We start from the raw sequence: 25,952 nt of genomic DNA on the forward strand, positions 1-25,952 counted from the left end.
CTCTATTTATGGATAAATAATAGCTGGATGCTGAATAGAAGTTTCGCGTTAGTCTGTGTTAGTAGTTTTCCAGAGCCATCAGTACATCCGCTGAGTTGCTGACGCTGCCGAATACCCCGCCTTGCATTGTCACCATATGAAGCGCCGCTTGATGATTGGTTGGATCGGTTGCGCCCGTGCAATCCTCAAGGATTAAACATTCGTAACCTCTATCATTTGCTTCCCGCATTGTCGTATGGACGCAAACATCAGTCGTGATGCCAGTCAGTATCAAGTGAGTAACGCCTCTGTTCTTTAACACGAGATCCAAGTCTGTTGCATAAAAGCTTCCCTTGCCCGGCTTGTCGATAATGAACTCCCCTTCAATCGGGGTAAGGTCTTCAATGATTTCCCAGCCCGGCTCACCTCGCACCAGTATGCGTCCGGCAGGACCAAGTGAGCCTATTTCAGCGCCGATTTGCTTGCTTCGCCAACGCTTATTCGCAGGAAGGTCGGACAAGTCGGGCTTGTGGCCCTCTCTTGTATGGATAACCGTCATACCTTCAATCTGGCGAATCCGGTTCAGCAGCGTTTTGATAGGTTTAATAGGCTTGGCCGTCAACGACAAATCGTACCCCATCTGCTCCACATACCCACCTTTTCCGCAAAAATCGATTTGCATATCAATAATAAGGAGCGCTGTTTTCGCAGGATCGATCCTGCCATCGTACGGCCAAGCATAGGGATTAGCTGTAACCTGCATGTTATGTTTCCCCTTCCTCCACTCTCATTTTGTGAGATTTAGTAACAATCAATCGCATATCCGATGTATATTTTTCTTATATGTCATATTATATCACATAAAATACTGATTTTCTTTGTGAATCTCACAAAAAAGTGAACTTACTTGTTGTGATTCTTTATAAAGCGAATCAAACGTGTTATGTTTAGTTACATAAGAAACGAAAAGAGGCTGTAACGCAAGAATTAAATTATAGAACCTGTAATAATTCGATTCTCATTTAACCCCTCCTCTGGTGCTGGATTTATAAATAAATCAACACAGCAGCTCGTTATGTTGGAAACGGGCATAAGAAAAACCACCAGAGCACAATGCCCTGGCGGTTTATTTATCGTTGATCTAATGTATATTCTTTGTCAGCACCTTCAGACGGTCCGACTTGCACATTTTAGTCATGAATATCAGTTAAACACAATCGATAGTTATTTTTATAGTCTAACCACTATAAAAATTTATAAACCTCTACCATCTATTTGGTCTAACGTTTCCCGATAATTGAACGATAACCTCATATTAGTATTAACTATACTTTTCCTGCAGTTATGTGCACGGCGCTCCAACCCTTCATAACCATACAGCTTATAGCGACGCTGCCATTTCATCAAAGTGGTATCATTGATCTTATATTTTCTGGCTGCAGCTAGAAAACCAATCTCACCGCGTTCTCTAGCGCAGTATATTTTTCCCTTGCCATGAAAAAGCTCCCCTTACAGTAACAGGTTTTATTTTTTAACCTGTCTACCGTAAGGGGAGCATATCACAAGCTAACTGCTCCTTGATAAGTAAGGATCATTGTTATTACTATTTAAATGTTACCACATGTCGGAACTAAACTGCCCGTTAATCAACCTTCTATGCTTTATCACATATGGGAGGATTATTTTAGCTCATAATAATCCATCGTCGAGGTCTCCACGAAACCACACGATTGATAGAGCCGGAGTGCATTGTCGTTCTCCACGGCCACTTGCAGCATTATATCCCCTGCGTTCGATTCCTTCAACTTATCTATCGCCTTCAAGAGAATCGCTCTTCCATAGCCATTGCCACGATACTCGGGCAGAACGCCCAGACCATATATGCCCCCGATGCCGGGAGACAGCTGGATATGGACTTTCCCGATGGCCTTATGATCAGCTTCTGCAAGATAGATGGTCATGCCCCTCTTTTCTTCCTCCTCAGGCAGGATCATCCCTTCCAAAAGTGCGCTTGTCTCCTCAGTCTCCTCATCACCCAGTTTGTCCCCAAAGTATATCGCATTCTGCCGGTGAATCTCCCACGCATCGGCGTTTGTCGCCTTCCGAAATATAATGCCCTCTAAGTCATTGTGTATCTCCGGTCGATGCACCCGGAGATACATCTCATGCTCAGAATGATGGTACTCTGCACCGGTTCCTTGAATGAACGCTTGTCCGGCTTCTGACTTCCGATCGCTTAAGAAAAGCATACTTTTGGAAGATCTGCGCCTCCACTCAGCCATAACCAGCCTGCTTAGTGTTCCAAAAACTCCTTGGCGCCTGTATTCTGGATGCACCATGCCGTTCACTTCGAGCGGTGTACCTGCTCCGCCGAATTCGCAAATCCCCATATAGCCAATTAACTCATGTCCATCGAAGTACATGAATTCATTGATTTGGTGGATCTCCGCGCAGTCAGTCCCTGAATATACGCCAAGCTTGTAGTCCAACTCGAGCTTCAGCGTCGTCTGATCTTCGCGAATGCATCGTTCTTGGAGTCTGTTAATCAAGCCATAGTCTTCTTGGTAGATTCCCTCTCTGAGTTTCAACCACGGGTTACGGATACTTTTCATGTGACACCTCATTTGATCTGATTGCGGAAGCTGGTCACTGTTGAAGTGACCGGCTTCCATAGAATCTCGCTGAACAGGACCAGAAATAACGGCAAGTTTTTTGCTTGTAAGTATGCTCGGTACTCAGAAGGCAGCCGGTGATTTATTATAGTTTCAAACTGAAGAGTTGCTGTTTCGGTTAGCTCCCCATACTTATTTGAATTAATAAATTCCATAGTGTTTCTCCCTGTAGCGATTTTCTGATATGCTTCTAATATTTATTTCAATCATTCATCAAAGTATCCCGCCCTTTAGTTGAACAATGGCAGCAATATAATCCCGTAAAAAAGGAGCAGCCCCTCCTTCGTAAGCTAAGAATTACGGAGATCACGTTTGGGCGCGTGTCGCGTACTCTATCGAGAAAGGATTTTGATTCGCGGAGGCAACGACAATGGGATATTACGTAACGGTAGAGCAAGGTGTAAAGCTCTACGTAGAGGACATCAACCCGGGAGGAAACAAGACGATCGTGTTTCTTCATGGCTGGCCGCTCAGCCATGAGCAGTTCGAGTATCAGTTCGATGTGCTTCCGAGCGCAGGGTTTCGCTGCATCGGTATCGACTGGCGCGGCTTCGGTAAGTCAGATCGTCCCTATGGGGGTTATACCTTAGATCGGCTTGCGGACGATATCCGAGCAGTCGTTGATGCGCTACAGTTGAAAGAATTCGTGCTCGTCGGACATTCGACCGGAGGCGCAATAGCTATCAAATACGTGGTGCGTTACAATGGCGGAGACGTATCCAAGCTCGTGCTAATAGATGCGGCAGCGCCAAGGGGCTTCACCAAGGAGACTGCGGCACAGCTGCTAAAACAAACGTTGAATGACCGGGCAAATATGATGCGCGGCGTAACTGACATTTTCTTCTTCCAGTATATCACCAAGCCACTCTCGGACTGGTTCAATCAGTTAGGCATGCAAGCTGCCGGCTGGTCAACAGCCGCGATCATCATCATGCTGAGCGACTTCGATCTGAATGCCGACCTGCCAAGCATCCAAGTGCCGACATTGATCGTGCATGGCATTCACGACAAGGTTATTCCATTCAGCCAGGCAGAAGAGATGCATCGAAAAATCCCCCATTCACGGCTCGTGCCGTTCATGTACAGCGGCCACGGTTCGTTCTACGAAGAGCGCGACAAGCTCAATGAGTTACTTCGGGAGTTCACTGTAATGAACTAAATGAAGAAAACGACAGCCTTTTTGTGATATGCATAATCGTCTAATTCCTTCCAAAATCGCCTTCGATAATAAGTAATAATGCATCGGATAGTTATTAATCATTTATTCAAGATAGTTCCCACTCTATCCTGCCCTTCTTTAATAAATAAGGCAGCTGATCCTCAGACCGGCTGCCTTTACGTTGTTTCCAACTATCGTTTCCCGATAGTTCAACTTCGCCTCAAATCTTCTTGAGCCAATTCTAGAGCAATTGCCAATTTAATACGGTCTTTCTTGGTAAGTCCAATCATGTATTCTGATACCGTCATTGTTTCAATTATAGGCTCTACGCTCAAAGCATAACTGTTGGTCTCGATTATCGTGACTGTATCTGTATTTATGAGGTAAGTTATGATGTCCTCCCCTTGCTCTGGTACGCCGTGACTAAGTTCAATTTCATCTCATCACCCTATATGGTTGATTCAATATCGTTCCTCGTTAGCTCAACAAAAACAGCAACCGGCAAGTAACCGGGTACTGTCGAGTTATTTTAAAGTAATCATACCCTTTGCTCAGATAATACTGCTTCATTAATAAATTCTAGCTGTTTAGATAATGTTTTTTTAACTGGACAGTTCATTACCTTTCTCAACACTACTTCCTTGGTTTCTTTATCGATTGATCCTGAAATGTCAATTTGGTACTTAAATATAGTCTTTACTTCGTTGCTTCTATCCAATTCAACTGTAACATTAACCCCGTCGTAAGATACATTCATAAAGTCCAATATCATTCTCGTAGTAATATTTAAACACGAAGCATAAGCGGATTCTATCAGATCATGTGGTCTAAAATATTTTCCACTCCCCCCTTTCTCTTCAGTAACATCAGAATAAATTTCGGAAGTACCATTAAAAATTTCCGTAATATAAGTTTCGCTTCCACTTGTTGAGATAACCACTGTATTCCCTCCAATTATTTATATTAAGGATAACTGTATTATTGCTCTTACGATGATAGTAGTGAAATATATTAAAACAATTTATTTAATAGTTATAACCTATAAATAATTCTTGATCGAATCTACTATCCTGCCCTTTCGCTCAATAAAAGCTGCAGCTGATCCTCGATCTGCTGCAGCTTTATTGATTGAACTATAGTCTCCCGTTAACGGTATGACATTTCTTAATCAGCGAGAGCACGTTTTATGATCGCTTTTGCTTCAGCAACCAACTTTTCATCTTTATAATCAATTGCCTGCATCATGATCAAAATGGGAATGTATATGGCTATCAATCGAGCTAATATCTTCGTTTCTTCATCTACATCCCCATATTCTTTGAAAAAGTCTGAACGCGCATCCGGAGGCAAAAAGCTATACGCGACATTCAAGTCGCAAGCAGGATGTCCAATATTGATATCTCCCCAGTCGATAATCCCTGAAACTATTCCATTTTCGTCTACCAACATATTTTTAAAATGAAGGTCTCCATGGAGGAATACGTTTTTGGGTTTCACTTTTTCAGTTCCAAGCTGTTCCAAATAGTTCGATAATTCACGATACTCTTCTTCACTAAAATGAAGGGCAAGGTCGGAAATGAATTTATGCAACTTTTCTTTACGCATTACAATATCAATCAAATTTCTATGGTCATGTTGAACTCCATTTTCTTGGGCAATTTGCACAGGGAATGCATGTAAGCTTTTTAAAAATTGCGCGAGCGTTGTTGCTGATAACGCACGTTGCTGGTCAGTTAATCCGATTGGAAACTCTCCTGATAAATAGGGGTAGCCTAGGAAAGGTGCAGGATAATTATAATCCCCTTCCCCAAAAAATAGAGGTAACGAATATGCAATGGAACAATAATCTTTAAGCTTAGGTAGTATCTTTCCTTCCATCCTTAAACGATTAATTGCAACTTCTCTTCTTGGAAAGCGAAATACATATTCGATCCCGACAAGAAAAACAGTGTTATCCCAGCCGTATCCAAGTTTTTGTACGCATTGTGAAGCTAACTGCGGAAACTGACTGCTTATTAATTTATGAGCCAATTCTTCTGATACTTCCCATTCCGCATCCCATTGATTCGTACTTCCCATACCCATTTATCGACTCCCTCACGAAAATAGAAAATAGGCTCGACTAGCCTGTTCCATTTACAACATCATATCATTAATTTGTTCTTCTGTTCGAGAACAACCTTACCGTCTGTTCCTCTATCCTGCCCGTTCATAACAAAAAAGCAGCCAACGTAAAACGCCAGCTGCTGTCACGATGTATTAAAGTATAGTTCCTCGATAGCTTAACGTAAAAAGTGAAGAAACCAATCCATCCGACTTCCCTTTATCAATCCCAGATCTTCATTCAGTGTAATTCCTTCAAGTTACACTATCGGAAGCGGATGCAGACCACTCTACACTTACACCAGTGGAACACTGGAATGAGATGGCATTATCACCACCGCGCATTCCTTGTGGATAATCCGTCGTGCTTCTCCATGTATATGCTTGTCCTGGCTGAATAGTTGCTGCAATATACTCTAACCCTGACGAGTGTTTCATCGTAACCGTTAGCACGCCTTTACCTGTGTTGTGAAAATAAAATTTTCCATGTCCATAACCAGCTGGTATTACAAAATAGGCGGGGGCGCCAGAAGTTGAAGCGGTCACGGTTGTGAGAGGCTGTTGGTTACCCTTAATAAACGGCGTAATAGACTCAAAGTCTTTGTCAGATACTTCTGGCGACGTGGCTGGAGTTACGATTGGGGAATTGGATTCTGTCGGTGTTACCTCTTCAGAATCAGCGTTAATTACTGCTGGAATCGTTAAAGCTGCGGCTAGCGCTAGAGATAGCACGGTGAATTTAGTTTGCTTCATCATTTGATACAATCTTCCTATCTGTTGAATTTTTACAGGTAATTGGCTTCTCTTATAAATACGCATCCTGCTGATCAATTGTTGCGTTAACCTGCCCGTTCGTTGAGAAAACGGCAGCTCATCATGTGATAAGCTGCCGTCGTGCTGTCTTGAGCTATAGTTCCCCGTTAGCGTAATGGTCAATGCTAATTCCTAATTGGTTCTCCATACTTAAATTCAATCATTCGTAATTTATATTTATCTAAATCTTCTATTGATGCAAGCCTAGAAATTATTGATTTTCCTGATTTCTCTTCTTTTTGTATAACTGGTATTCCGTAGTCTTCTGAAAGCACATTATCTTCAAGATGGTAATTAATCTCTCTGACCGATAGTATAATTCTTATTGAATCACCATCCTTTAATAAGACAACTTCTTCATTCCCAGACGCTAAGGTTTGCTTCCATTTAATAAATTTTTCAGTACCTTCGCTTAACCCGACTCCATCATATTTAACAATTACAGTATCCTCAATAGTCATTGTCTTACCGTCAACCTGATATTTTGCATAAAAAGGAAATTCTCCATAAGTATATTTAGGCAGAGGAGGATCTTCTTGAAATGAAAGACCCCAATAAACTAATAGCCAAGGACCTGCAATAGCAAGAAACAAAAGAACAACAACTATCGAGATAACAGCTAATAGCGGCTTCATTACATCCCCCTTGTATTAAGGCTATCAGAGCCTCTTTCATACCTTATCTCCATATTTTTTATGGTATTAGTATCCTAATTGAAATACAACGAGTTAATTCCATTATCCTGCCCTTTAGTTGAAAAAACGGCAGCGCATCATTTGATAAGCGCTGCCATCGTGTCGTATTGAACTATCATTCCTCTTCGTGCAATGATATCTGAATTAAGATTTATTTCTTAGCTTGTTGAAGTTACTAATTATTGTTTCTACATCTTGAACTTCATTCAAATCAATAATCCTACGAAGTTTCATACTCCAGCAACTTAAGTTCAAGGAGTTACATAGTTCCCTGCAAATATGTAAAGCTTCAGTTATACTTCCTTCTTCTTTATAATAATTAGTTCTGACAGAAATCATTTCAGCCTGTTCAGATACAGTGCCAGCGTTTAGTTCAATTTCTACTTTGTACTGCTCATCGTTATATAGAAAATAACACGCATCATCGAATGAATTCCAACTTTTCAATGTTGGGTCATTCTTTATTTTATCTATTTTTTTGAGCTCATTTACTGCTTGGACAAAGTTAAAATAATACGGCCCAATAAACTCCATACCTTCTTCCGTAAGCATAGATGAATTTCCTATAGGATACAAAATAAACTGGTAATCACCTAATCCCATCAAAAATCACCTCCGGTAACAAGTAGTTACGCATCTAGTATTTATTAATCATTTATTCAAGATAGTTTCCACGTTATCCTGCCCGTTAGCTTAATAGGAAAATCTACATCACACAGTATAACAAGGTCAAAAATTAAAGAGCCGTAGGGATACTATACGGCTCTCTTGTACGCGCGCTTCACGATTTAACCTTTTTTAACGCCTATCCACCGGCTAGCGGTTGATCAGGTGATGATTAAGGATAATATATCCTTGTACTATCGAAATAATTAAAAGAAGTTATAGTCCAATCATTAACCTTCTTAGTCATCTCAGCTTCAATACTGTAGCTATAGTCATAATCGCCAACAATCCCATCTGATTGAAAAACCGCTTTAAATTTAGTAAGACTTTTATTCCATTGAATATACTCTGACTCAGGAAGACCTATTTCTACGTTTTTTTTATGAAATTGAATCCAGTGTTTCTTCTTGGACATCGCATTTGTTGCAAGAGTCAATGCCTGATTATCTGTCAATGGACGAGCATAAACCGTAATGTGCTCAGATTTTCCTGTCAAAGTAGATGCATCCCACCTGATATAATCGTTCGGATAGAAGAAGTTACTTAAAGCTTTAAATTGTACATACACCGCACCATTTCTCAACAATACTCCATTACCAACAGTGGCATTAAAAGTCTTCCCGCCTTTAGTTAGTGAAGCAGTTTTTGTCTTCTGATTCCAATTTATTTTCACTTCAAGATATTTATCAAGTTGTTCATCGTATCTGAATAGATTATTCGTCGCCATACTACGGAGAGGGGCATATAATCTACCCTCAGAAAGCAAACCATTTACTCCGCCATATGCATCATAATCATCATTTGCGGCATAAGAACTCATTGGACCAATCATTAAAGCACCACTCATTACACTTACACATACTAATACTGTTTTCTTCATTTCAACCTCCATAATTTTATAAATAAGCGAGAAATTAATTGTTTAATAAATATTAACACCTATACTTACTCATTCGAAGTTAAAAACTGTAAGGTTGGATAACAGGTCGCGTATTATGTTGCTACGTGTACGAGTCACTTTTTCTTATACTTCATATCTGTAAATCTTGGTCCTGCAACAAACCCTAGCCTTTGGTATAAGTGTTCTGCTGGATTTCCAATTAGAATATGTAGTTTTATAACCGGCGTAATCGAATATGCCGCTGTGATAGAGTATTTTATCATAGCTTGCGCAAGTCCTTTTCCGCGGTATTCCGGTAGTACAAACACATCATTTATACCTGAAAAATTGTTAACTATCTCCGGATATACACCTGCAATGCAGCCGCCTATAATTCTGTCTGTGCTTTTTTCCTTTGCTACCACTACTTGATTAAGTGTATTAGTTGCTCTGTACCATTCGAAACAATTACTTATTGTTTTATTAATTTCTTCAATACTTTCTTCCCCAAAGACTTCATATACTATTCCACCAAGAAATGAATTCCTGAGGGCTCTAGCCATTTCTGGTATATCACTTTCTTTTGGCGTTTCAAGGACATAGCAATCATCAAGTGAGTAGCTTAGTCTGTCGGTCGGTCGGCACATAATTTGTCTCGGTCTCCAAATTTCTGCACCGAAGCTCATTAATATATCAATATTTTCCGTAAGTATACCTTTTAATTGAATTTCCCCTTCTGGGCTTATAGCTTCTCCTTGCAGCAATAACAACTTCCAAAATAATCTTCTGTCACAAAAAGGGGCAATTAGAAAAGGAAACATGATTACATTAGGAGCAATAATCGCACCACCCACTTTTTCCCCATCACAATATAAAAAATAACAATCTTCAGACCATTTTGTATCATTTAGCCGAGCATTCCAGTCGTACCACATCTCGATATCTGCTTGTGAATATATGGTTTGATATACAGCAAACAAGTTCTTGTTTGCTTTTTCAAAATAATGATTTTTCATTTACAATCCTCATTATAAAAATATTTTTGCAACCCTTTGCACCTTGTAGCTCCGTTGGAAAATCTAGATTAACACCTTCAATTCAAACTTCTATCGCTCTAATAATCATGCAATATATCCCCAATAAATGGAAGATTTAATCTGATCGAGCGCAATGTTGAGGTGGGGATGCCAGTCATAACAATCCGTTCGGTTTTGTTTTCCGTTTATCTTCCGTTTACAAAAACGCACTAAGCTATTATTAATTAAATCGAACTCAAGGAGAGATGCACATGGAGAACAAATCATTAATCGAAGCAATGGATGGCTATTTTCAAGCGGGGACTCTATTGGATTTGGATAGGCTGGATGCGATCTATGCACCTGATTTCGTAAACATTAGGACTGATCAGATCGGGCAAACCGTCACGATTACGAAGGAACAGTTCATGCTGACCTTTCGCCGCTTGAAGCATGGGGGTGGGACGACGCTCGGAATGACTGAAGATGTGCAGTACATGGCCACGACCGTGTATGATAATCACGGATCGGTCGTTTTGCGTCGAGTAAAGGAAGGAAAGCCCGCTCTGTACAACTTCGTCTGGCGCATGAAGGATGGACTGCCGACAACGATCATTCGCGAGTTTTCGGTGGAGGATGACTTAAGTGCACTGATCAGCATGATTCGCGGATCATCTACCGGCGGACAATAATTGTCCTAGTAATCCGGCAGTCAGTCCTAAATAAATTTATATAAGAAAAACAATATAATCTTTAGTTTGTCCAATCAATAACCTCATAAATGAAATCCTTATCCACTATCCGTGAGATTCAGATATTTCCTTACCTTCTCTACATTCTTTCCATTACCCGCTCCAGCAAGCGAATAGTGCCAAACTTTATCGCCAAAGTAATCATTAAAGGCAATATCTAAATCATTTAGGATACGGTACGCATACTGTATAGCTTTCAGGTCCTCACGCATGACACCGAATTTAAGAAGGTCTTGAGCATTGTGTAAATCCTCTCTTAAAAAGTCACTTGAAAGTGGCGGAACGCCATCCAATTTGTCCACAGCATCCTTTAACTGTTCTTTATCGGAACCCGTGAATTGAAAATCCTCATCCGCACCCCAGCCGAGTAAATCATCTAATATCCCATGAACTTCTGCGATAGTTGCTTTAACCTCTACCGGCACCTCATTTAACATAGGTTTACTTTCAGCTGTGACGACTATCCCGTCATCCCCATAGTAGGTACGTTTGGTATATTGGATGCATAAAACAACGGATACAACAACAATAGCAATAACAGCCAATTCCCCTAATTTAGACATCTTCACATTCAAACACCTGCCTATGTTTCATGGGTTCTAATTAGATATAATCCACATTTTACCATAATTAGCACAAGGCTTAAATAAGTCACCTTCATGAAAAAGAACCTTGATTTATCAAGGTTCTAAATCGGGATTATTATATCGTTGTACTCCTCCTTCAATATCTGAGATTACTTCATACGATGAAGCCAGTTATCAGGTATACTCGTAAGCTTATTTGGCATTCTAAAGCGTCTGCCGATGTTTTCAAACTGATTTACGATATTTGCATCCAAAACGCCGTTTTGATTGGGTGCGCCGTTTAACAAAAAGGTAACGTTATGACGATTAGCATCTTCAATTTTTTGCAAAACCCAATCTGCATCTTTCAACTCCATATTCGTATCCGATTTTCTCCAAAACCATGTTTTAGTCAAGATATTACAACTTGCACCCGGTCCGCTAAATTCATCTTCAATCTCTTGCCCAGCTGCATTTTCATAAAAAACGATGTCTGTGTGATCCAATGTGGACTCACAACTGATGTTCATCAGCAAACAATCTGGTTGAATTCCCTTCACCCACTCATCAATCTCTTCGAACGGAAGGTCATCATAATGGGGTCCGCCCCAATGGGCATTCCATCCGTCGATAATAAGGAACGGAACTTCCCCATAGTTCGTTAATAATTCTTTCAATTGATTTTTGATGAATTGTTTATCTTCCCAATTGCATTTTCTTCTACCGATTTGATGATGTAAATCAAGCATCGAAAAATATATACCCGGTATTACTCCTTCGCGGCGAAATGCATCCAGGTATTCCTTTACAATATCCCGCTTATCGGTTGCATTTTTCACGGAGTGCTCTGTATAGCAGGTGGGCCACAAGCTAAAACCTTCATGATGTTTTGCAGTGAGTGCAGCAAACTTCATACCGGCAGCTTTGGCTGCTCTAGCCCACTGTGTGCAATCTAGACCAACCGGATTCCAATCCTTTGGATTAAAAGGAAATTTACGCTGTTCACCGTGATTTTCGTGGCCGTACTCCCAATCTTCGATTTCTGTTTCCGCAAACTGAAACGTAGCGCTATTGAAATGAATAAACATGCCAAATCGTTGATTAACAAACCACATTTGCTTTTGTAATAACTCTTGATTATTCATGAATGAATCCTCCTCATTTTGTTTAGCATTGCTCGATATCGTATGATACCTACTAATATAAGAGAATTTCATCAAGAATTCAGCGGACAAACACGACAAAATACCATACAATATCTACATTAAACTTAGAAGGTGAGACGATGTATAGCGTTCAACTGCCAGTTCCGCCCTTCCCCTTATTGGCCACTGTAGGCTATACACATTGGCAATCAGGAATTACACATGCACGCCGGCAATTCGATGTTTATGATTTGATTATTTGCATTAAAGGCACATTGTACATGGAAGAGGACGGAATTCTTTATGACGTCAAGCAAGGGATGATGCTTCTTCTGGAACCGGAAAAGACGCATAGCGGTTATCGCCCAACCGATACAGAAACGGAAGTATATTGGATTCACTTTCAATATCCGACTTCGCTGTCCATAAGTCTGAATGAAAAGAATAGCTCTCCACAGCCACTGCTTCAAACAACTGATCAAGATACAGTGTCTCACCCATCCACGATTGAAATACCGAAATTCACAACGGTCGATATCAGAAAAACCGTGCCCTTGTTGTCAGAAATGCTAAAATTGCATAGCGTACTTACTTTATCTCGATCTTTCGAATTACAAATTCTCTTTTGCCAACTGCTCATTCAATTGCAAAACGGGATGAGAAAGAGCAGTCCTTATGCAAGAGCATACGAGATTGGCGAAAAGGCAGCTGCCTATTTAGCTGATCGGTTGGAGCAGCCTTTTGACTCCAAACGCATGGAAAGCGAGCTGAATTATCATTTCGACTACTTGGCACGTTGCCTCAAAGAATATTCAGGCATGAGTCCCATGCAATATAGACACCATTTGCAAATTGATCGCGCGAAGCGATTGCTTGCGCATTCCACACTGCCGCTATCGAAGATTGGGGAACAATGCGGATTTCAAGATATGACCTATTTTTCACGTTTACTCAAACGGCACACAACGTTTACGCCTGGAGAATATCGCAAAAAATATCAATGGCTTCATACAGAATAGTTGTTACAGTTAAACTACAATACGACAGAAAAGAGACCTCCGAGAGTTCGGAGGTCTTTTTATACTTGCACTTGCTCGCGCTTGCGGAACTGCTCCGGCGGCATGCCGGCATATTGCTTGAACAGTCTGCTGAAATGAGCCAGATGCTTGAACCCAAGCCGGAAGCAAACCTCCGTAACCGAAAGCTCCGGCTGCATCAGGAACAGAATTTTCGCTTCGTTGATCCTTCTTGTATAAATATAATGAAAGATCGTGACGCCGGTCACTTCTTTGAACAGCTTGGAGAGATAGGACTTGCTTAAGTGCAGCCGTTCCTCTAGAAGCTCCATATTCAGGTCCTCGGTATAATTCTCCTCCAGAACCGAAATGATGCGCTGCACCGTCGCTTCCTTCTCGGAGCTGTATTCCTGCCTGTTGCGGTTAAGAAGCGGCTGCTCGCAATGATCTAGGATCATATAGAGCAGGTCCACAAACGCAAGCCGGAACCGGTTGTCGCCAACCGCGTCGCCGCGTTTCTGGTATTCGTCCATTCTGGCCAGAATCCGCTCAACCTCCGCTTTATCCTCTCCCCGTAGCCGCAGCCGGTAATTGTTCAGCTGCTGAAACGGCTGAAGAATGTTGCGGGCATGCGGCAGTTCGAGATAAGGCTGCAAGAGCGTTGGTTCAAAGTGGATGATGGACCGGATGTATTCAACCGACGGATCCGCCTTGGCGCAATGCAGCGTCATACCGTACATAATAATCAAATCGCCTGGAGCAAGCTCATAAATCTGGTCGCCGATCAGATAGTTGCATTTGCCGCCATGGAAGTAATAAACCTCGTAATGCATGTGGGAGTGAAAAAACGGCTCGATCGGCTGGTCTGACCAGTAAAGCAAATCCAGCATATTAAGCCTCGGCTTGCAGCAGCTCACGCATATATTGAACGAAATGCTTCAACATTTGCTGAGTCTCAGGGAATTGTCCGCTGAAATCCTCAACGCCGAGATAACCGTCGTAACCTACCGCTTTCAAGTCGGCAATTACCTGCTTCCACGGAACAACGCCTTCCTTGACGCCGCTCCATTCCGACTTCCACTTCACGCTTCCGTCTTCGGCCGTGCCGTCTGTTGCGAATGCAGCGTTCTTCACATGAACATGGGCGAGGTAAGGACCAAGAATCTCCATCCCCATCCGGTAGTTCTCAAACCCCTCATGCACCATATTGCCCGGATCGTACAATACGCCAATAAAGGATGGATCAAGGCCTTCGACAAGGCGGTAAGCGGCCGATGCGCTTGGAGCGATTGTCTGATGGTGAGTCTCAACTAGACCCTTAATGCCGTATTGGCGGCATAAGCCTTCGGCGTCCTTCAAATATTGACGCGCCAAGGAGAACAACTCGCCGAATGGACGGGAACGGTCATAGCCCGGAACGCCAAGGCGGATAAATTGCGCCCCTACGCGTTTGGCTTTACGGAGTACATCCTCCGTTGCTTCCAAATCGCCTGCCGTCAAATATGGCGTTACGCTGATTGAGCTTAAGCCATGCGCAGCAGCCGCTTCGCGGAATTGGTCCGCCATTTCTTCGCCGCCGGAAGGAAGCAGCGTACAGAGGTTATTCCCCCAGAAGGACGGCTTTTGCTCCGACGCATTCTCGGGAGCTTCCTTGTAACGCCATTCAATGCCGTCAATGCCGGCTTCGCTTGCTACGCGTACCAGTTCCTCGGGAGAAAGCTCCGGCGTTGCTACTGTAAAGATGGACAGCTTCATATCGGAATCCCTCTTTCGCTTTTAATTGTTCTATTCGACCTTGACTGCTTGTCTCTGCGCTTCGAGACACAGCTCGGCTGCCTTAAAGGTATGCTCCTGCGGCATCGCGAGATCCGTGCCGTTTAAGATATCAAGGATTAATGCGCCAAAGTATGGGAAGCCTACTTGATCCTTCACTTCGATTTTATGCTCGCCTTCGCCGTTCACGAGGAACAGATGATCGCCCGTGTTGCTTCTTGCGATATCCACGTATTTGCGGAGCTCGATGTATCCGTTTGTGCCAAGAATCATCGTTCTGCCGTCTCCCCATGTAGACAGGCCGTCAGGGGTGAACCAGTCTACGCGGAAGTAGTTGGTTGCCCCGTTATCGCCGATAAGAGTAGCATCCCCGTAATCCTCAAGCTCCGGATATTGCTTGTTATTATAGTTAGCAACCTTGCTTCCCTGAACCTTTGCATCCTTAACGCCCGCATAGTACAGGAACTGTTCGATCTGATGGCTGCCGATATCGCATAGGATGCCGCCGTATTTTTCCTTTTGGAAGAACCACTCCGGGCGCATATGCGCATTCAGGCGGTGCGGCCCCAAGCCGATTACCTGGAGAACGCGGCCGATCGCGCCGTCTTTAATAAGCTGCCCCGCAAATTCCGCGCTTTCCACGTGAAGACGCTCGCTGTAATAAACCGAATATTTCTTGCCCGTCTCGGATGCGGTCTTCTTGGCATCGGCCAATTGATCCAGCGTCGTGAACGGAGCCTTGTCGGTAAAATAATGCTTGCCATGCTTCATAACCTTCACGCCAAGTGGGCCGCGTTCGTTGGTTACGGCTGCTGCGGCAACCAGCTGCACTTCCGGATCCTGCAGGATTTGCTCCTGCGAAAGGGCAACTTGTACTTCCGGATACGCGCGGCAGAATACTTCTACCTTGGCCGGATCCGGATCGAATACCCATTTCAAAGTGCCGCCCGCTTCGCGGAGGCCGTTGCACATTCCGTATATATGTCCATGGTCAAGCGACATCGCTGCAAAGATAAACTCGCCTTGGGATACGACAGGACGCGGCTTTCCTTGCGGCGCGTAATTCATTCCGTTTGCTTTTGACATTGTTAAGCCTCCTGATTAGTGCGTGCCGGAAACATCCAGCGTATGGTATTCGTTCGCATTTTTCTTCGAATCGGATTTTGCGATTTGTTCTTGAAGCTTGTCGTAGAACAGATCCTCGTCAATCGGCAGATCAACCCAGTTATCCGTCCAGGTGGACAGCAGCATCGCATTCGAGATCATGAGGCCCTTGATGCCTTCCTCGCCCGGCGCAACAAGCGGCGTTCCCTTATTGATGGCATCCGCCCAGTTTTGCGTAATTTCCTGATGGCTGCCGCCGCTGCCGGTGATCGGAATTTCGAACTTCCAGCATTCCGGCTGGCCGAAGCCGCCTGTGAAAGTCTCGTTAAATTCGGATTCCAATACGCGCAGGCGATGGAACGTCAGCTTGTTATCTTCGATCACGATTTTGCCGCGGTCGCCCGATATTTCAAAACGGTTTGTGCCCGGCGATTCAAACGTCGAAGTTACGAATACGCCCGTAGCACCGTTCTCGTATTCCACATAAGCCGTAACGTCATTTTCGACTTCAATATCGCGGTGCTTGCCGAATTGGCAAAATGCGCGGACGCGTTTTGGCATAAGCCCCGTTGTCCACTGCCACAGATCCAGCTGATGCGGATCCTGGTTAATCAGAACGCCGCCGCCTTCGCCAGCCCAGGTTGCGCGCCAGCCGCCGGAGTTATAGTAGCTTTGCGAACGGTACCAGTCCGTAATAATCCAGTTCGTGCGGCGAATCTCGCCAAGCTCGCCGGAAGCAATCAGCTCTCTCAGCTTCGCGTACAGCGGATTCGTGCGTTGGTTGTACATGATGCCGAATACTTTATCGCTTTTCGCTGCAGCATTGTTCATCTCGCGTACCGTGCGAGTGTAGACGCCTGCTGGTTTTTCAATCAATACATGCAGTCCTGCGTTTAAAGCAGCGATTGCCTGCTCCGGATGATCATAATGCGGCGTACAGATAATCACGCCGTCAACCGTGCCGGATTCGAACATTTCCTGCGGGCTCAAAAACCCTTGAATATGCTCGCCCCACTCTGCTTTCACCTCTGCCAGACGCTCCGGACGAACGTCGGATACTGCCGTCAATTCTGCGCCTTTAACGCCGCCTGTAATCAAATAACGGGCATGCCCCGTTCCCATGTTTCCTAATCCAACGATACCAATACGTACCATGATTACACCCTCTCCATGCTTGATGAAATAAGGAATCTATTTCTCCATTCTAGCATGTTGCATTGTGAAAGCGCTTGATTCTAATGAGCCAATAATGGCTTTCATTTAACTGTGGTTGTTGTGAAGGGCGAACCGGGTGGTGGCGCGGAGCGATGCTGCGGCTTCTCTTGTGCTTTTGATTGTGGGTGAAATACGGTTTGAATACAATTTAACTGTGATTGAACCTTATTTTACCGTAGGGTCGCACTGCGAGAAAGCTTGGTCTTCGGCCGCTGTTGTTTTTGAATCTCCTGAATTTGATTGTAGGTGTCGAGATTCAAAAACAAAGGCGGGCGCTCACGCTCCTCAGCCTCAAGCTTTCTCTCCGCGCTCACACCCGGTTCTTGAAAAGAGATACCAGGCCGCCTAATTCCAAGACGGCTTTTATTTTATAAGGTCGCATTGCACAAAAATGGGTACGGCCTTTCCACACGAATAACATCTTGTCAGAATATGATTGTTTAGATACGAACCTCCCAGGTCACGAGAGCTTACAAGGAGATGTGGTTGAATGACACAAAGCCGGGCGAAAAGTTCCAAACCCGTTCAGCTATATTCCGGTCACGCTTACCGGTTTCTCGAAAAACTTGGCTGCAAGCCAAATGATCAGTTGCATTTCTTATTAGTCTCTGACGCCAAAGGTAAAACCAGGGGGTATAGCTTTGCTACCGAGCTTCCCGCAATAACCTTGCGTAAGCCTTTTCGTTCATTGGAAAAGCTGGTTCCTCAAATCAAGCTTTTTTCAAGGAGAAACAAGCTAGTTAACGTATTGTGGCTAAACAAGAAAGGCTATGCCGTATTTGTGGAGATAAACGGCCGGGAATCGGCGAAGGACAGCCCGTTCAAAGCGATAAGAGCACAGTTTATCGATGTTGACCTAAACAAAATTTCAGCGCGCTGCAAAACGAAAGAACAAATTCAGCAAAAGATCGACTCCATTCTCTCCGACCCTTCTGAACAACTTCAATCCATTACGCTCACGCAAAATAAAAATGGCCAATATCAGCTTTTAGCTCAGCGGACAAGACAAAGAGTAGCCGAGTTAAAAAAACAATTCATGAAAAAACACGGTGAACGCGTCAAGGATACGATGATCGTCGAAACGAAAAACGGTTATCACATCTACTGGGTCATGCAAAGCGCAGACATAAGCAAATTCGTTCCTATTCAAAAAGCGTTAGCCCAAACCTTCGATTCCGATCCGATGATCACAAACTTATCCAGGGTGATGCGCATACCAGGGTTCTACCATATGAAAAATCCCGAAAGTCCCTATATGGTCAAGGTCATCCAGTGGGGCAGGGTAAAGCCGTTCACGCAAGAGGAGCTTATTACATTGCTTGAGTTAAAACCTGTACTCACGGCAAAACTCAGACAAAAGCGCCGTAAGCTGAGCGGCAGGAAAGTATCATAAGGCATAATACGGCAATACCCCCTGGTCGCCTCCAGCCAGGGGGTATTGCCCGTCAAATTACAGTTTGAACATTTAATCCTTTAATAAGCCTCTTCGATACATGATCGTCAGGATTCTAAAGAAATCGCGGGAGCTTCCGTCAGCGGGAGCATCGATAAGTCCCAGCTCAATAGCCCGGTCCACCGCCGGCTTTGCCCAAGAAGGAACCTTCATGCCATGCTGCGACTCAAGCTCCGCTACACGGTTCACCAACGCTTCGAACTGCTTTCTTTCCGCTTCTGTCATCGGTACATCTTCCTCCCCTAAATGAGCATTCAGCTGATTCCGGACTCCGTCAAGAAAGGTCTCCCAGCCGTTCTTGCGAGCCCTTATAAGATGCGGGCAGTTTTTCCCGCTCCAGTGGTTATGCTGAACAACGGCTACGATCGGGAGCTTCAGCTTATAGAGCAGATCCCCGATCAGCCTTGCGGCACGAGCCTCGGCTTTCGCGCGATTGCCATCCTCGTTTTCGCAAATTTCAATCCCGATGGCGCTAAGGTTTCCCTCTCCCCGGCTCCCGTCACCCGCATGCCAGCCATGCTCCGTAATCGGCAAATGCTGGACAACCCGCGTATCGTCAACGGTAAAATGCCAGGATACCGGCAAAACTTCAGCAGCCTCGCCTTTCAAATATTTTGCGTGCATTAGCGCATTCGCGCCTTTTCCCGGATTCGCCGTATCATGTACGGTAATAAAATAAGGGCCGTTAATTGGAGTGCCTGGACGATTATTTCGGCCGGCAGGAATCATATCGATTAGTATCGTCTCGAACATACGCCTCACTCCTTTGCAGCTGATCTTCTGTTTATAGTTACATTTATACTAAGAAGAGGCTCAAAAGGTTTGTGTGCAGAAGGATAAAAAAATAAGCCAGGCCAAGGGCCTGACTGCATATATGTATGAGCGTTTTTTATATGTGGTTCGTTTTTCTTCTTAAAAGACCAAGCAAGCCCCGCTTTCGCTTCTCTTGCTTCTCCTCGAGTATCCTTTTTACGCCATGAAGCAGCAGCTTAGACCGCATCTCGTCCTCGTGGCTGATTTTTCTCATTTCCGCAAAAAACTCTTTGTTCATCGGCTACCCTCTCCGTCACTAACATCTAGATGTGTCTAAAGTCCTATATCATTGTAACGCCGCGTCGGAGATCTGTCAAAATTTGTCGCATTTAGACGTAAAAATCCCACATATTCCCTTTTACTACAAGGGAAATGCGGGACTTTACTCTTATTTGCTCTGTAACCTATTCAAACTGAAATTAGAAGCTAGCTGCCACTTTCTCAGCTGTTGCAACACCTTCAGCAATGATCGATTCCGCTCTGTCGCTGAATTGGTTGTGGCCTTCAACGATAACTGTCTCGAAGTTTCTTACGCCGAAGAAGCCCATGATGTTCTTCACATAGTTAAGGGACATTTCTGCTGCTGCGAAAGGACCCTCGGAATATACGCCGCCGCGTGCGTTCAGCAATGCCACTTTTTTGTCGCCTTGCAGACCAACAGGGCCTTCAGCCGTATATTTGAATGTTTTGCCTGCACGGTTCAGGTAGTCGATGTAAGTGTGCAGAACAGCCGGAATCGTGAAGTTCCAAAGCGGGAAGCCGAATACAACTTTATCGGCAGCGATAAATTGATCCAGGTATTTGTCCGCAATGCTTACGGCTGTTTGTTCTTCCGGAGTCAGCTCAAGACCTTGAGCCGCTTTGAAGCCGCCGTTGATCAGGTTGGCGTTCAGGTAAGGAAGTTCCTCTTTGAACAGGTCCAGCTCAATTACAGTGTCTTGCGGGTGATTTGCTTTATAGCTAGCGAGGAACGCGTCATACAGCTTTACGCTGACAGCGATATCTCCACGGTCATTTGCTTTTACGAACAGTACAGTACTCATCTTTTTAATTCCCTCCATAAAATAATGTGTAGTAACTTTTTGTAACTGTCTTTATTTTATAGAGTTTTACTTTCGCCAACATCGGCTAATAGGCGGAAAAATAAAGCGGGACTGGTCTTACGACTATAGGCTGAGAACCGTCTAAGCCATCTGCCCCTTATTCTGAAAGAGCGGTGCGGCAAACAAGGCGGCCTGCGTGCGGTCTGACAAATCCAGCTTGCTTAGAATGCTGCTGACATGCGTCTTTACGGTTTTTTCCGCAACGATCAGCGTCTGCGCAATGTCTTTATTGCTAAGCCCTTTTGTTAGCAGCTCCAACACTTCAAGCTCCCTTGGCGTCAAAGCTTCCAGCGACTTATCCCTATTCGAATGCTGGATAACGGGCTCCGGTCTTGGCTCCGGTTCCGGACGGCTTAACAAAGCACGCGATATATCCGGATGCAGCTGGATATTCCCCTTATACGCGCTCCTAATAGCTTCGGCAAGCTGATCCGGTTCCACATCCTTCAGCATGTAGCCGATAGCGCCGGTTTGCAGGGCCGGGACGATGTGACTCTGATCGGCAAAGCTGGTCAGCACCAGCACCTTGATATGCGGATGCTGCTCCTTGATTAAGGCGCTTGCTTCGATTCCGTCCATAATCGGCATATTCAAATCCATCAGGACGATGTCCGGCTGAAGCTCGCCAGCCTTCTCGACGGCTTCCTTGCCGTTATGCGCCTCGCCGACCAATTCGAAATCCGGCTGCATCGCAAGAAAGAACGATATTCCTTTTAAAACAATCTGATGATCATCCGCGAGTAAAATTTTGATTTTCATAGTAAGTAGTCACCGTTGCTTCCCTTCTCTTCCATGCAATGCGCCTGTACCGATTCAAGAGGAATCGTCGCCCGGACAATGGTTGGTTTGCCCCGTCCGCTTGTAATCGACAGCGAACCGCCAAGCGTCTCCGCCCGCTCCCTCATGGAGCGCATCCCCATCGTCTGGCGGCCTTTTTTCCGGTCAACCTGAAAGCCTGTCCCTTCGTCCCTTACCTCCAGAACGGCTGCCCCGTCCTGCTGTTTGTTAAGCCGAATATAGGCCGTCTCCCTGCCGGAATGCTTCCTGACATTGTTCAGAGCTTCCTGCCCGATCCGCCAGAACGCTTCCTCAATGGCACGCGGCAGCTCCTGTACCCCGTCCGTCCGGTCATAAATCGTCAGGTTGAGGCCTTGCCCGTATTGCTTAAGCGCCGGCAGCAGTCCGTTCTCGAGACCCGCCGGATGCAGCTGCCAGATCAGCGTTCGCATCTCCTTGAGCGCCTCCTGCGACAGCTGCTGAATCTCGCTTAGCGAACGCTGTACGACGGGATCGCGCCCGGCAAGCACGTTTTCCGCTCCTTTCGCCAGGAAGGACAAGGAGAAGACCTTTTGCACGACGGAATCATGAAGATCTCGCGCCATCCGGTTCCGTTCCTCCATCCGGGCAAGCTCGCTCCGATGCTCGTAAATACGCAGATTTTCCACGCATAACGTAAAATGATCCCCCAGCGAGTACATAAAGTCCTCGTTCAGGTCGTCGAATTGACGCTGATCCGGACTGCTGATAAACATGACGCCAATCGTCCGGTTACGCACGCGAAGCGGAATTGCCGCTGCCGACCGGAACGGAGGAATGCCAACCGAGTCCAATTCATTGCCTTCCATGCAAGAAGACTCGATAATAATCCGATTATCCCGGAGCGAGGCCTCAATCGGACCGGCGGCTTCAACCGCAAGCGTCTGCCACTCCTTGGTTAGCTTTCCGCTCGAATACAAAGCCCGGAGCGATAGCTGCTGTCCGTCATACATAAACAAGGAGACATTCGGCCAGCCGAATTCGTCTCCAATATACTGAACGGCCTTGATAGGCAGCTGATTAACATCCTGAACGCCGTTAATACGCTGGATGACATCGCCCAGCTTGGCGTATAGCATCGCATTGCGCTCTTGTGTCTGATACAAGCGAATCCGATTAATCGCCGTCCCGATCTGCAGAGCAACAGCCTGCAGCAGCGCAAGCTCCTCTTCGCTGAAATGCTCCTTGCCCGCCTGCGCGATATTCAGCAGCCCAAACCGGTCCTTGCCGGCTTTAAGAGGTACCGTTGCATGATGGGTAATGCCTTCCGTATCCCCAAGCTGATGGCTTACCGCATACGTAATGCGTTTGCATTCAATAATATTAACGGCATGGGTAAGCTTGCGCTGGCGGTAGCGCTCCACGCACCAGCAGTCCTCCCCGCACATAAGCGCGTAATTGCCGGCGGTTAAGGCGGGAGGCAGGTTATGATGGGCCGCGCAAGTATTTCCCGGGATATCGTCATCGATCAGGAAAATCCATCCCGTCGTAAAATCCGTTACTTCAAGCAGCTTCGCAAGCACATCGCCGAGCATCTGATCCATGTCGTTGGTCGTGTTGAGCATCTCCGCGATTTCCTTAAGCGCAGCGAGCTCGCTGACCCGAACTTCCCTTGGCATCCGGCTTCCCTCCTTCTCTGCCACCATTATACACTTACTTTTCCCCATGCCTCCAGCAGGGCATCCCGAAACAGCGCATCCAGCTGTTCGTCCGTCAAGCCATCAGCCGTATCCAAATCCTTCGCCGCCTGCTCAAAATAATCGATTTGCTCCTCCAGATAATCATTGAGACGCCCGATGCGAGGTTCCGTTCGAAGCTCTTCTCCCGCGCGTTTCCGGACTAGAAGGCGTTCAATAATGCCATAGAGCGCACTGTCGGTAGGAATTAAATCTTCAACAAGCTCCTCGAATAGCATCGGTGGCATCGCGTTATATTTCTCAATCCAGCCGCAAGCCAGCAAGGGACGGAGTACGTAGAAATATTTTTTCGCCCGTACCGTCTCGCCCTGCAAATATTCGCGGTAGTTGCCCCTGGCCATATGAAGATAATGGTACATGCAGGACTTAGGCGAAAAGGTTGCGCCGGACAAGGTGCGGATACGTTCGGCCGTGGTAAAGGGCTCCTTGTATTTGATTGGCGACTGCAGCCATTCCAGCAGAGGCGGGTTGGACTTATTAAACAGCGCCAGCGCTTTGCGAAGATCCCAGCCGCTCAAATCCAGCATCTCGCTGATCGGGCGTTCGATCACGTCCCGGCGCTCGCGGATCGACAAATACCATTCCACCGGCCGCACGTAAAGGAAGCGGACATCGTAATCGCTGTCTTTTGACGGAAAACCCCAAGCTCTCGAACCGGACTCGCAGGCGTACAGGATGCGGATATTTTCTTCCGCTTCCATACGCGCAAGCTCGGCTTCTATTTTCAACCGGTATTGCTCCTCTATCATGTTCGCGCCCCCTATCCCGAACGTTTGCCGCCAAGCAGCTGGTTTAACTGCTCGACCAGATTGCCGCCGCCCGTGAGCGATACGCTGCCGACGTTGTCGCAAATTTTCTCCAGGAACTCGAGCTCCTTCAAGCGGTACAGCGTGGCGTTCTCATCCATCAGCTTTGCCGTATTCAGAAGGCTTCGTGTGGAAGCCGTCTCTTCCCGGCGCGTGATGAGGTTAGCTTGCGCTTTTTTCTCCGCCAGAAGTACGGTATTCATGATGTCTTTTACTTCACCCGGCAGAATGATATCCTTCACGCCCGCGTTCAGGAACGTTACTCCGTACTCCCCGCTTCTTGCCGCCAATCGTTCCAATACAAAAGCGCCGATCTCCTGCTTCGTGCGCAGCAGCTCATCCAGCTTCATCGTCCCCGCGTATTCCCGCAGAATTAATTGAAGCTGGATGTAGAGCTGCTCTTCGAAGCCCTTGATCTGCAGCGCCTTCAACGGATTGTGCAGCACGTATTGGCTGACAAAATTAAGGCGAAGCGTTACTTTATCCTCCGTCATCATTTCCTGCCCGATCAGGTCGAGCTGCTGCCGGCGCATATCCATCGTCTGTACGATAACGGAAACCGGCGTACGCCAGAACCGGTATTTGCCCGGACCAAGCTCGCGCTGCAGCATGTTGTCAAAGAACAGGAAGCCCTTCTCATGGCCGGCCACTTCATAAGTGTTGTACAGACCGTTCAGCCTCATTAAGTCAGCGGCATTTAAGGAAGCAGGCAGCTCGAGGCTCCGCGTACTCAATCGGTTGAATGTATGCTTGATGGCCGATTTCCAATAAGCATGCCTGCCGGCTTTTAACACGCTGCCGCATCTGCCGTCCTCATAGTGAAGCACATATTCGTCATCGGCAACGTCAATGATGTGAAGCTCTTCAAGCAGCTTGTCGTCATGCAGGAACAAGGCCAGCTCTTTGCCCGGTACCATAAACGGCTTGGTGATATCCATGACCGTTACCGTCGTTTTCGAGAAAAATGGAAAGCGGTGTTTGCCTGGGCCCAGCAGCCTAACATAACTACCGTCTTTAAACAGCAGCCCGCGTTGATCGTTTTGAATCGTAATTTTGTTTATATATACAGTCATAGGTATATAACCTCCTTGGATTTGGCGTTGTTTGGCGAAAATGCTCCCGTACCCGCGGCGGAGATCCGCTTAAGAACGGCATCCGCCTGCCAGCCGGCCTGCTCCTCCGGCAGCGCAGCAGACTTTTCTTGCTTCCAGTCTGTCCGCGGTGCGTTTGGCAGCGGCCTTTTGTGCAGGCCTCTTCCCGCCTGGTATCCGCGGACTGCAGAGCTGCGGCGTAAGGTGCAGCTGTATAAGCCTGCTGAGCATTTTCCCAAAGCAACTTGAATAATTCGATTGGACTCGATTTGCAGTCGAGTTAAATTCAACCATGATCGTCTCCGTGAGGACGATGGAGGATTCGAACCTCCACTTTAGCGTAAAGCACGTACCAAGTCCGACAGCATACCGCGTACAAAGACTGTACGGGCACTGCGGGAATCCTACCGAAATCCCTGCCCGGTTCGGCCCGGCCGTTGCTTTACATCCTCATTATCTTCGACTTCCCGTTTCCGGAACATGGTAAAAGTATGGCGAAACAGAAAAAGTGCATTTTAATTGCATTTCAAATTGACGCAGCTCCCTCAGGTGCCGTCCTGTTAAGTTACTTAGCTAACATTGCACGAAATACAGGATATTCGCCCATTTAGGAGATGAT

General features: G+C 45.7%; 27 protein-coding genes. 4 read left to right on the plus strand and 23 right to left on the minus strand.

Annotated elements, in window-relative coordinates; translation table 11 throughout:
• Positions 1-58 precede the first annotated feature (58 nt).
• Positions 59-742 (minus strand): cysteine hydrolase family protein, encoded by a 684-nt coding sequence (locus PJDR2_RS24785; RefSeq protein ID WP_015846480.1) that lies wholly within the window; start codon positions 740-742, stop codon positions 59-61.
• Positions 743-1,658: 916 nt separating this feature from the next.
• The gene (locus PJDR2_RS24790) at positions 1,659-2,591 is read right to left on the minus strand and encodes a GNAT family N-acetyltransferase (RefSeq protein ID WP_015846481.1); all 933 of its coding nucleotides are present in this window, start codon (positions 2,589-2,591) and stop codon (positions 1,659-1,661) included.
• A 430-nt stretch (positions 2,592-3,021) separates the two neighbouring features.
• On the opposite strand from PJDR2_RS24790, the gene PJDR2_RS24800 reads away from it, so the two are divergent.
• Positions 3,022-3,810: an alpha/beta fold hydrolase gene (locus PJDR2_RS24800; protein ID WP_015846483.1), complete on the plus strand. Its 789-nt coding sequence runs from the start codon at positions 3,022-3,024 to the stop codon at positions 3,808-3,810.
• A gap of 538 nt (positions 3,811-4,348) precedes the next feature.
• Here PJDR2_RS24800 and PJDR2_RS24805 read toward each other — a convergent pair.
• The 7 genes from PJDR2_RS24805 to PJDR2_RS32130 all read right to left on the minus strand — a co-directional run bounded on the left by PJDR2_RS24805 (position 4,349) and on the right by PJDR2_RS32130 (position 9,983).
• Complete coding sequence (locus tag PJDR2_RS24805) at positions 4,349-4,750, minus strand: OsmC family protein (RefSeq protein WP_015846484.1); 402 nt, start codon at positions 4,748-4,750, stop codon at positions 4,349-4,351.
• Between the two features lie 224 nt (positions 4,751-4,974).
• Positions 4,975-5,889, minus strand: coding sequence for a phosphotransferase (locus tag PJDR2_RS24810; protein WP_041614639.1), 915 nt, complete (start codon positions 5,887-5,889; stop codon positions 4,975-4,977).
• Positions 5,890-6,168: 279 nt separating this feature from the next.
• A complete protein-coding gene (locus PJDR2_RS24815) occupies positions 6,169-6,669 on the minus strand; it encodes a hypothetical protein (protein WP_041613622.1) in 501 nt (166 codons plus the stop codon).
• Between the two features lie 182 nt (positions 6,670-6,851).
• A complete protein-coding gene (locus PJDR2_RS24820; RefSeq protein WP_015846487.1) occupies positions 6,852-7,361 on the minus strand; it encodes a hypothetical protein in 510 nt (169 codons plus the stop codon).
• A 204-nt stretch (positions 7,362-7,565) separates the two neighbouring features.
• Positions 7,566-8,024, minus strand: a complete 459-nt coding sequence (locus PJDR2_RS24825) for a hypothetical protein (RefSeq protein WP_015846488.1) — start codon at positions 8,022-8,024, stop codon at positions 7,566-7,568.
• 235 nt (positions 8,025-8,259) lie between these two features.
• Entirely contained in the window at positions 8,260-8,967 is a 708-nt protein-coding gene (locus PJDR2_RS24830) for a stalk domain-containing protein (RefSeq protein WP_015846489.1), read from the minus strand.
• A 134-nt stretch (positions 8,968-9,101) separates the two neighbouring features.
• Positions 9,102-9,983 (minus strand): GNAT family N-acetyltransferase, encoded by an 882-nt coding sequence (locus PJDR2_RS32130; RefSeq protein WP_015846490.1) that lies wholly within the window; start codon positions 9,981-9,983, stop codon positions 9,102-9,104.
• 272 nt (positions 9,984-10,255) lie between these two features.
• On the opposite strand from PJDR2_RS32130, the gene PJDR2_RS24840 reads away from it, so the two are divergent.
• On the plus strand, positions 10,256-10,675 hold the full coding sequence (locus PJDR2_RS24840; RefSeq protein WP_015846491.1) for a hypothetical protein: 420 nt from the start codon (positions 10,256-10,258) through the stop codon (positions 10,673-10,675).
• Positions 10,676-10,773: 98 nt separating this feature from the next.
• Here the strand turns inward: PJDR2_RS24840 and PJDR2_RS24845 are convergent, their stop codons facing one another.
• Positions 10,774-11,298: a hypothetical protein gene (locus PJDR2_RS24845; protein ID WP_015846492.1), complete on the minus strand. Its 525-nt coding sequence runs from the start codon at positions 11,296-11,298 to the stop codon at positions 10,774-10,776.
• Positions 11,299-11,471: 173 nt separating this feature from the next.
• Entirely contained in the window at positions 11,472-12,518 is a 1,047-nt protein-coding gene (locus PJDR2_RS24850; RefSeq protein ID WP_083778193.1) for an alpha-L-fucosidase, read from the minus strand.
• Between the two features lie 68 nt (positions 12,519-12,586).
• Here PJDR2_RS24850 and PJDR2_RS24855 point away from each other — a divergent pair, with 68 nt between their 5' ends.
• Positions 12,587-13,465, plus strand: a complete 879-nt coding sequence (locus PJDR2_RS24855; RefSeq protein ID WP_015846494.1) for an AraC family transcriptional regulator — start codon at positions 12,587-12,589, stop codon at positions 13,463-13,465.
• A 59-nt stretch (positions 13,466-13,524) separates the two neighbouring features.
• Here the strand turns inward: PJDR2_RS24855 and PJDR2_RS24860 are convergent, their stop codons facing one another.
• From PJDR2_RS24860 to PJDR2_RS24875, 4 genes are read right to left on the minus strand one after another with little or no spacing between them, the layout of a single operon-like run.
• Complete coding sequence (locus PJDR2_RS24860) at positions 13,525-14,352, minus strand: AraC family transcriptional regulator (protein ID WP_015846495.1); 828 nt, start codon at positions 14,350-14,352, stop codon at positions 13,525-13,527.
• A 1-nt stretch (position 14,353) separates the two neighbouring features.
• Positions 14,354-15,217: a sugar phosphate isomerase/epimerase family protein gene (locus PJDR2_RS24865; protein ID WP_015846496.1), complete on the minus strand. Its 864-nt coding sequence runs from the start codon at positions 15,215-15,217 to the stop codon at positions 14,354-14,356.
• Positions 15,218-15,247: 30 nt separating this feature from the next.
• Positions 15,248-16,321, minus strand: coding sequence for a Gfo/Idh/MocA family protein (locus PJDR2_RS24870; protein ID WP_015846497.1), 1,074 nt, complete (start codon positions 16,319-16,321; stop codon positions 15,248-15,250).
• Between the two features lie 15 nt (positions 16,322-16,336).
• Positions 16,337-17,494 carry a Gfo/Idh/MocA family protein gene (locus PJDR2_RS24875; protein ID WP_015846498.1) on the minus strand — a complete coding sequence of 386 codons (1,158 nt, stop codon included), beginning with the start codon at positions 17,492-17,494 and terminating at the stop codon, positions 16,337-16,339.
• A 550-nt stretch (positions 17,495-18,044) separates the two neighbouring features.
• Between PJDR2_RS24875 and PJDR2_RS24880 the strand changes: the two genes are divergently transcribed.
• On the plus strand, positions 18,045-18,947 hold the full coding sequence (locus PJDR2_RS24880) for a DNA-primase RepB domain-containing protein (RefSeq protein ID WP_015846499.1): 903 nt from the start codon (positions 18,045-18,047) through the stop codon (positions 18,945-18,947).
• A 72-nt stretch (positions 18,948-19,019) separates the two neighbouring features.
• Here PJDR2_RS24880 and PJDR2_RS24885 read toward each other — a convergent pair whose 3' ends face one another.
• From PJDR2_RS24885 to PJDR2_RS24915, 8 genes are all read right to left on the minus strand, one after another.
• On the minus strand, positions 19,020-19,760 hold the full coding sequence (locus PJDR2_RS24885; RefSeq protein ID WP_015846500.1) for an N-acetylmuramoyl-L-alanine amidase family protein: 741 nt from the start codon (positions 19,758-19,760) through the stop codon (positions 19,020-19,022).
• Positions 19,761-19,896: 136 nt separating this feature from the next.
• Complete coding sequence (locus tag PJDR2_RS33290; protein WP_015846501.1) at positions 19,897-20,058, minus strand: hypothetical protein; 162 nt, start codon at positions 20,056-20,058, stop codon at positions 19,897-19,899.
• A 181-nt stretch (positions 20,059-20,239) separates the two neighbouring features.
• A complete protein-coding gene (locus PJDR2_RS24890; RefSeq protein WP_015846502.1) occupies positions 20,240-20,863 on the minus strand; it encodes an FMN-dependent NADH-azoreductase in 624 nt (207 codons plus the stop codon).
• A gap of 141 nt (positions 20,864-21,004) precedes the next feature.
• Entirely contained in the window at positions 21,005-21,682 is a 678-nt protein-coding gene (locus PJDR2_RS24895) for a response regulator (RefSeq protein WP_015846503.1), read from the minus strand.
• Positions 21,679-23,358 carry a GAF domain-containing sensor histidine kinase gene (locus PJDR2_RS24900; protein ID WP_015846504.1) on the minus strand — a complete coding sequence of 560 codons (1,680 nt, stop codon included), beginning with the start codon at positions 23,356-23,358 and terminating at the stop codon, positions 21,679-21,681. Before PJDR2_RS24900 ends, PJDR2_RS24895 begins: the two co-directional genes overlap by 4 nt.
• Positions 23,359-23,384: 26 nt before the next feature.
• Positions 23,385-24,185, minus strand: a complete 801-nt coding sequence (locus PJDR2_RS24905) for a nucleotidyltransferase domain-containing protein (protein ID WP_015846505.1) — start codon at positions 24,183-24,185, stop codon at positions 23,385-23,387.
• A gap of 11 nt (positions 24,186-24,196) precedes the next feature.
• Positions 24,197-25,315, minus strand: a complete 1,119-nt coding sequence (locus PJDR2_RS24910; RefSeq protein ID WP_015846506.1) for a slipin family protein — start codon at positions 25,313-25,315, stop codon at positions 24,197-24,199.
• Positions 25,312-25,623, minus strand: a complete 312-nt coding sequence (locus PJDR2_RS24915) for a hypothetical protein (protein WP_041613625.1) — start codon at positions 25,621-25,623, stop codon at positions 25,312-25,314. Before PJDR2_RS24915 ends, PJDR2_RS24910 begins: the two co-directional genes overlap by 4 nt.
• Positions 25,624-25,952: the final 329 nt, after the last annotated feature.

This window comes from Paenibacillus sp. JDR-2 (assembly GCF_000023585.1).
Lineage (GTDB): Bacteria > Bacillota > Bacilli > Paenibacillales > Paenibacillaceae > Pristimantibacillus.

Bases quoted from the DNA above. Each gene is read 5' to 3' on its own strand.
- PJDR2_RS32130 (WP_015846490.1), bottom strand. From the start codon at position 9,983: ATGAAAAATCATTATTTTGAAAAAGCAAACAAGAACTTGTTTGCTGTA.
- PJDR2_RS24785 (WP_015846480.1), bottom strand. From the start codon at position 742: ATGCAGGTTACAGCTAATCCCTATGCTTGGCCGTACGATGGCAGGATC.
- PJDR2_RS24885 (WP_015846500.1), bottom strand. From the start codon at position 19,760: ATGTTCGAGACGATACTAATCGATATGATTCCTGCCGGCCGAAATAAT.
- PJDR2_RS24880 (WP_015846499.1), top strand. From the start codon at position 18,045: ATGACACAAAGCCGGGCGAAAAGTTCCAAACCCGTTCAGCTATATTCC.
- PJDR2_RS33290 (WP_015846501.1), bottom strand. From the start codon at position 20,058: ATGAACAAAGAGTTTTTTGCGGAAATGAGAAAAATCAGCCACGAGGAC.
- PJDR2_RS24840 (WP_015846491.1), top strand. From the start codon at position 10,256: ATGGAGAACAAATCATTAATCGAAGCAATGGATGGCTATTTTCAAGCG.
- PJDR2_RS24810 (WP_041614639.1), bottom strand. From the start codon at position 5,889: ATGGGAAGTACGAATCAATGGGATGCGGAATGGGAAGTATCAGAAGAA.
- PJDR2_RS24825 (WP_015846488.1), bottom strand. From the start codon at position 8,024: ATGGGATTAGGTGATTACCAGTTTATTTTGTATCCTATAGGAAATTCA.
- PJDR2_RS24800 (WP_015846483.1), top strand. From the start codon at position 3,022: ATGGGATATTACGTAACGGTAGAGCAAGGTGTAAAGCTCTACGTAGAG.
- PJDR2_RS24815 (WP_041613622.1), bottom strand. From the start codon at position 6,669: ATGATGAAGCAAACTAAATTCACCGTGCTATCTCTAGCGCTAGCCGCA.
- PJDR2_RS24895 (WP_015846503.1), bottom strand. From the start codon at position 21,682: ATGAAAATCAAAATTTTACTCGCGGATGATCATCAGATTGTTTTAAAA.
- PJDR2_RS24830 (WP_015846489.1), bottom strand. From the start codon at position 8,967: ATGAAGAAAACAGTATTAGTATGTGTAAGTGTAATGAGTGGTGCTTTA.
- PJDR2_RS24790 (WP_015846481.1), bottom strand. From the start codon at position 2,591: ATGAAAAGTATCCGTAACCCGTGGTTGAAACTCAGAGAGGGAATCTAC.
- PJDR2_RS24870 (WP_015846497.1), bottom strand. From the start codon at position 16,321: ATGTCAAAAGCAAACGGAATGAATTACGCGCCGCAAGGAAAGCCGCGT.
- PJDR2_RS24875 (WP_015846498.1), bottom strand. From the start codon at position 17,494: ATGGTACGTATTGGTATCGTTGGATTAGGAAACATGGGAACGGGGCAT.
- PJDR2_RS24855 (WP_015846494.1), top strand. From the start codon at position 12,587: ATGTATAGCGTTCAACTGCCAGTTCCGCCCTTCCCCTTATTGGCCACT.
- PJDR2_RS24910 (WP_015846506.1), bottom strand. From the start codon at position 25,315: ATGACTGTATATATAAACAAAATTACGATTCAAAACGATCAACGCGGG.
- PJDR2_RS24850 (WP_083778193.1), bottom strand. From the start codon at position 12,518: ATGAAATTCTCTTATATTAGTAGGTATCATACGATATCGAGCAATGCT.
- PJDR2_RS24890 (WP_015846502.1), bottom strand. From the start codon at position 20,863: ATGAGTACTGTACTGTTCGTAAAAGCAAATGACCGTGGAGATATCGCT.
- PJDR2_RS24820 (WP_015846487.1), bottom strand. From the start codon at position 7,361: ATGAAGCCGCTATTAGCTGTTATCTCGATAGTTGTTGTTCTTTTGTTT.
- PJDR2_RS24865 (WP_015846496.1), bottom strand. From the start codon at position 15,217: ATGAAGCTGTCCATCTTTACAGTAGCAACGCCGGAGCTTTCTCCCGAG.
- PJDR2_RS24845 (WP_015846492.1), bottom strand. From the start codon at position 11,298: ATGTCTAAATTAGGGGAATTGGCTGTTATTGCTATTGTTGTTGTATCC.
- PJDR2_RS24905 (WP_015846505.1), bottom strand. From the start codon at position 24,185: ATGATAGAGGAGCAATACCGGTTGAAAATAGAAGCCGAGCTTGCGCGT.
- PJDR2_RS24900 (WP_015846504.1), bottom strand. From the start codon at position 23,358: ATGCCAAGGGAAGTTCGGGTCAGCGAGCTCGCTGCGCTTAAGGAAATC.
- PJDR2_RS24860 (WP_015846495.1), bottom strand. From the start codon at position 14,352: ATGCTGGATTTGCTTTACTGGTCAGACCAGCCGATCGAGCCGTTTTTT.